General features: G+C 60.7%; 5 protein-coding genes and 1 pseudogene. 4 read left to right on the top strand and 2 right to left on the bottom strand.

The features are described from left to right. The coding region (locus T281_RS16275; protein WP_210164082.1) for a hypothetical protein at positions 1 to 316 on the top strand (316 nt) is incomplete at its 5' end. On the opposite strand, the gene T281_RS19660 is transcribed toward T281_RS16275, so the two are convergent. Beyond that, on the bottom strand, positions 310 to 645 hold the full coding sequence (locus T281_RS19660) for a hypothetical protein (RefSeq protein ID WP_245269275.1): 336 nt from the start codon (positions 643 to 645) through the stop codon (positions 310 to 312). The genes T281_RS16275 and T281_RS19660 overlap by 7 nt on opposite strands. Here T281_RS19660 and T281_RS19945 point away from each other — a divergent pair. The 3 genes and pseudogenes from T281_RS19945 to T281_RS18020 form a co-directional block, all read left to right on the top strand. Further along, positions 553 to 1248: pseudogene (locus T281_RS19945) on the top strand (phage tail tape measure protein); the annotation flags it as partial. The gene T281_RS19660 and the pseudogene T281_RS19945 overlap by 93 nt on opposite strands. A gap of 93 nt (positions 1249 to 1341) precedes the next feature. Beyond that, positions 1342 to 2697: a UbiA family prenyltransferase gene (locus tag T281_RS19655; protein WP_245269274.1), complete on the top strand. Its 1356-nt coding sequence runs from the start codon at positions 1342 to 1344 to the stop codon at positions 2695 to 2697. 8 nt (positions 2698 to 2705) lie between these two features. Next, positions 2706 to 3341 carry a terminase small subunit gene (locus tag T281_RS18020; protein ID WP_155955316.1) on the top strand — a complete coding sequence of 212 codons (636 nt, stop codon included), beginning with the start codon at positions 2706 to 2708 and terminating at the stop codon, positions 3339 to 3341. A 370-nt stretch (positions 3342 to 3711) separates the two neighbouring features. On the opposite strand, the gene T281_RS16260 is transcribed toward T281_RS18020, so the two are convergent. Continuing rightward, positions 3712 to 4494, bottom strand: a complete 783-nt coding sequence (locus T281_RS16260; RefSeq protein WP_037241944.1) for an ankyrin repeat domain-containing protein — start codon at positions 4492 to 4494, stop codon at positions 3712 to 3714. Positions 4495 to 4620: the final 126 nt, after the last annotated feature.

Raw genomic sequence — 4620 nt, 5'->3', positions numbered from 1 at the left:
TTGCCCCTTTCACAGAGAGAATCGCATGTCAGACGATACGATCGTTTACGACCCGATGGCAGACATCGATCGCCCCGCTCCCTCTGACGACGCCGTCGAGGAGGTCGCGTTCGCGATCGCGGAGGGCGCGAGCGCGCTCGGCTTCGACCACGGCATCCAATCTTTCGCCGCCGCCTTCGCCGTCTTCCTTGCGTCCCATGATTTCAGGGCCGGTTCACCCGCCGCTGAGCGGGCAGTGGACATCGTCACGCGCGGCGCAATCGCGCTTCTGCGCGGTTCCGAGGGCACAGCACCGACTACGCGAGCGATTCAATGAGCAGGTTCGATGTATCGGTCATCTTGAGAATGATCGACGAGCTGAGTGGACCCGCTCGACGGGCTGCTCAATCGTTCCAGGCTATGGCCGCGACCATGAGGGCCGCTGCCGCTGGTTCGGCTGCTTCTCTCGCTCCCATCGCTACCGCTGCGCAAACGACTTCTGCGCGCATGAACGCGGCCTTTGGAAACGCCATCGGCGCGATGAACCGCCAGTTCGTCGGTTTCGCCGGTTCCATGCAGCGCCATTGGGGTGGCCTTCAGAACAATCTTTTCAATTCGTCGATTGGTGCCCTTGGCTTCGGCGCCCTGTTCGAGCAGCAGCTTCATTTCGAGGAAAAAATACAGAATATTCGTGCCCTGCGTCTCGATCGCGAGGGCTCGGCGACGAAACGCTTGCGGGAGGAGACGCTGAAGCTCGCCATGCTTTATCCTGTACTTGGCGGGAAATTCGGAGTCGCCGAGGGCGCTGAAAAATTGGTGCAGATGGGGCTTTCGCTTCCGGACGTGACCTCGAACCTCGACTCGATTTCGCGAGCTTCAGCGGCTGCGCACGTGCCCGTCAAGGAAGCGGCTGAGTCGCTCATGCATATGATTCAAGCTTACAATATTGCGTTTCGAACACCCGAAGAGAAGCTCCGCGCGTTCAATTACGCGGCCGACGCGGTGTTCTCCGCGAACGCGAGCTTCGGCGGAACCTTCCGCTCGATCGGGAAATCGATGGCCCGAGGCGGCCCTGCGGCTGCCCTTACGGGGCTTACATTCGACCAGGCAGCCGCACTGGCGGGCGTGCTTGAAATGTCAGGTTTCAGCGCTGAAACCTCGGGCTTCGCCCTTTCTTCGGTATTCCAGCGGATCGGGCAGCTCGGAACGTCGAAAACCGGCGGCGCCGTTCGCCCGATGCTCGAGTCCTACGGCATTGAATATAAGGCGTTCGTTGGCTCGCGGGACAAGTTCCGCAAGTTCGGCGGTCGCGGCATCGCCGAGTCGCTGCGGAAATCCATGCACCTCGATATCGCGAACCTCGTGCCCGCGATCGACGCCATCGCCCGCGATCCCATCCTTTCGGCAAACGCTGAAAACCTTCGTGGCGCGATTTCGAGCTTGATCACGAACCAGCTTCATCTCGATCCGAACGACAAGAAAGTGCAGGGGGAGCTTCAGAAAAACCTGGGTGAGATTCTCGCGAAAACCTACGCCAATGTCGATTTCCTCGGCTTCATCAAGGCGCTGGCGAACACGGGCGCGTATCGGGATATGGCCCTGATGTCAAAACTCGCGGGCGTCTTCCAGATGCCAAAATTTCAAGATTTGGTGATGAAGGCCCTGACGGGCGATCTCGATGAGCGTATGGACCAATATTTCCACAAACTCACGGGTGCAACGCGGACACATCTTGAAATCTGGAATGAAGGGTTACTCGGCGCGATCAAAAAGATCGCCGGTTTATGGGATTATTTTACTGACCAATTGTTTAACACATCTGGTTTTAACGACTCCCTGAACGATCTGGCGAAACGTTTTCTGTCGTTCTCTGACAGCCTGAAAAGCGTAAACCCCGACGCGCTTTGGTATGTCGCGGCAGGCCTGACGGCCATCAGCGCGGCGGCGATCGCGGGCCTTGGCCTCATGGCCGTGACGGCTGGCCTCAGTGCTCTGTTCAACCCGATCACGTTCGTCGTCGGTGCCCTCGGATATCTGGCGTATAGGCTCTATCAGAATCGTGTCGCGGTTCGGGAATGGATCGCTGGGGTGCCCACCGGCGCCAAATGGGGGGCCGGGATCGTCGGTGGCCTCGCGGCTGTCCGCATCGGCGTCGGCCTGCTTGCGGCGGCGCTCAGGCGGAATCCGTGGACGCTGCTTCTTACGGGGCTCATCACGATCGCCACGGCTGTTTACGAAAACTGGGACCGCATCGTTGCGTATGTCGAGGATAAGATCGAGCGCCTGCGCGCGCTTGGGCGGGAAATCGTCGGGTATTTCGATCCCGGTTCGAAATCGACGGGCGGCACCGGCGGCTTCTTCTCTCGGAACCACGAGGGCGACATTACTGCGATGCGGTACGCCCAGATATACGAGGGCTATCGTCCGACCGACATTGAGCGGCAGGCCCTTAACGTGGCGAACCTCCATGACATGCTCGGCAGGTTTCGTGCGCAACGCCTGCGAGGCGCGGGCGTCTCCATCCCTGGCATGGCGGGCGGCGGCGCTGCTTCGGTCACGCAAAACACCAACGTGAGCGTCGGGGCACCGCAGGTTTCGGTGACGATCAATGCCACGATGACGAATACGACTTCGGATGCGCTCGCGGCAAAGATTCGGGCCGCCGGACAAGATTTGGGCGCGCAGATTCGCGGCGGACTTTTTGATACACCTCAGTGAACGACGGCATGGCACGTAAGACCAAGAAGAAGGCGGCTGCGCCGCGTCGATCGGCTCGCGGCCTCAGCGCGAGAGCGGCGGCGTTCGTGCGGGAATACCTGATTGACCTGAACGGCGCGGCGGCTGCCGTTCGGGCAGGGTACGCGGAGAAATCGGCCCGCTCGACTGCGACCAACCTTTTGAAACAGGCTGATGTCGCGCACGCGATCGCGGCAGCACAGCGAGAGCGCGCGCGCAGAGTCGACGTGACGGCGGATCGAGTGATCGAAGAGCTTGGACGGCTTGCCTTCGCGAATATCCGCGATTTCATTCGCGTTGATGCCAAAGGCCAACCCGAAATCAATCTCGCGGCCATCGCGGACAATCGCGAATTGTTCGCATCGGTCGCGAGCTTCGATGTGACAGATATCGAAAGCGGGCGGCGCGTCGGGCGCACAACGAAAATTCGTCTGCACGACAAGCAGGGCGCACTGACGACGCTTCTCAAACACTTGGGCGGCCTACCGACTCAGGTCCAGCACAGCGGACGCGTCGGGGTCTATGACGCGGCGGCTCATGCCGATCAGGTGCGTGCGGATTTAGCGGCGAAACTCGATCGTCTTGCCGCAACGCTCGCGCGCGACGATGGGGCGGCCGATTCATGACATTTCCCAACACCGAACGCGCGGTGACATTGATCGACGAGGCATACACGCTCGCACTCGTGCTTGCAGCGGCGCGTGATTGGCTGGACCTCGGACCCGAGGACGCATTCGAGGCTCGCCTCGCAGGAACGCGCCTTCTCGCCCTCGCGACCGCAGCTTATCGGAGCGTGCCGGACGCGCTCGTCATTGAGGCCACCGTGAACTTGTCCGCCCGCTGGAGCTACTGCGCACGGACGAGGCCCGCGCACTTTCCGCGAGCTACGCGCCGAAGGCTTCCGCCGCGTTGGCATCTCGCTTCGCGATCGGCGGCGAGACACCGGCCTCGCTCTCGTCGCGGCGCTTGCCCATGAACGAGGGTTTTGGAGCGCCCTCAGTTGCCGCCGCGTTGCGCCTTGGGTCGCGGATCGATGCGGCTGCGGTCCACGCCGCGCGCGAGAAGCCAGTCGCGCACCTTGTGCCGATAGTCGTAGAGTGCCGAGGGCTTCAACGCGCCGGTTTCGTAACTGTCCTGAAGCCAATCCACGGCTGTAAGGTCATTCCACCCCTTTTTTTCGTAATCGGCACCATGTTCGAGCAGCCAGAGCACGTTTTGCCAATATTCCAGTCTTGAAAATTCAATCAAAACGGTATCGCCGCGATCGAGATCGAGGTCGATATCGGCGCCATGCGCAACAAGCCGTTCGGCCCGCTCGAAGCGCTTGTCGGCAAGACGGTATTCGACGAGAACGAGCGAAAGTGCCGAATATCTTCCCGCATAGATCAGGTTCGGATCGGGTTTGTAGCTCAGCATCAGATCGAACATCGCGTCGCTTTTCGCGATCGACATCATGAGTGACGTATGGTTCCGCCGAGACCCCTTGTTCACATCGGCGCCGGCTTCGACCAGCATTTCAACGCCGCGAGGCTGATCCTGAAGCACGGCCCACAGGAGGAGCGTGACCGTATCGAGCCCCCAAGGCGTCCAGGTTTCGCGGCCTTCGTAATTGACGTCCAGCCCCTCGGCGATGAGGCGCCGCAAGGTCGCCGTGTCGCCAGCGGTAATCGCCTCGGCGGCGGCCTTGTAAGGGGCACGCTCGAAGATCAGCCCCTCGAACTCGGCTTGGCTCATGGTCACTCCGAACAGGGACAACACCGCCGCGATGACGGCTCTCATTGTCTGCCTCATTTTATGTCGATGCTCCGCGAATCAATCGGCCTTTGCGTGGATGTCGACAAGAGTAGAACGAAATAGCGAATGGTCCTGCTTATGTAGTGTTACGCTCCCGATTTCGCCCGGCTT

This window comes from Rhodomicrobium udaipurense JA643 (genome assembly GCF_000636015.1).
In the GTDB taxonomy this organism is placed as follows: Bacteria; Pseudomonadota; Alphaproteobacteria; order Rhizobiales; family Rhodomicrobiaceae; genus Rhodomicrobium; species Rhodomicrobium udaipurense.
Note: the sequence above shows the minus strand (reverse complement) of the source record. Positions and strands in the feature narration are given on the sequence as shown.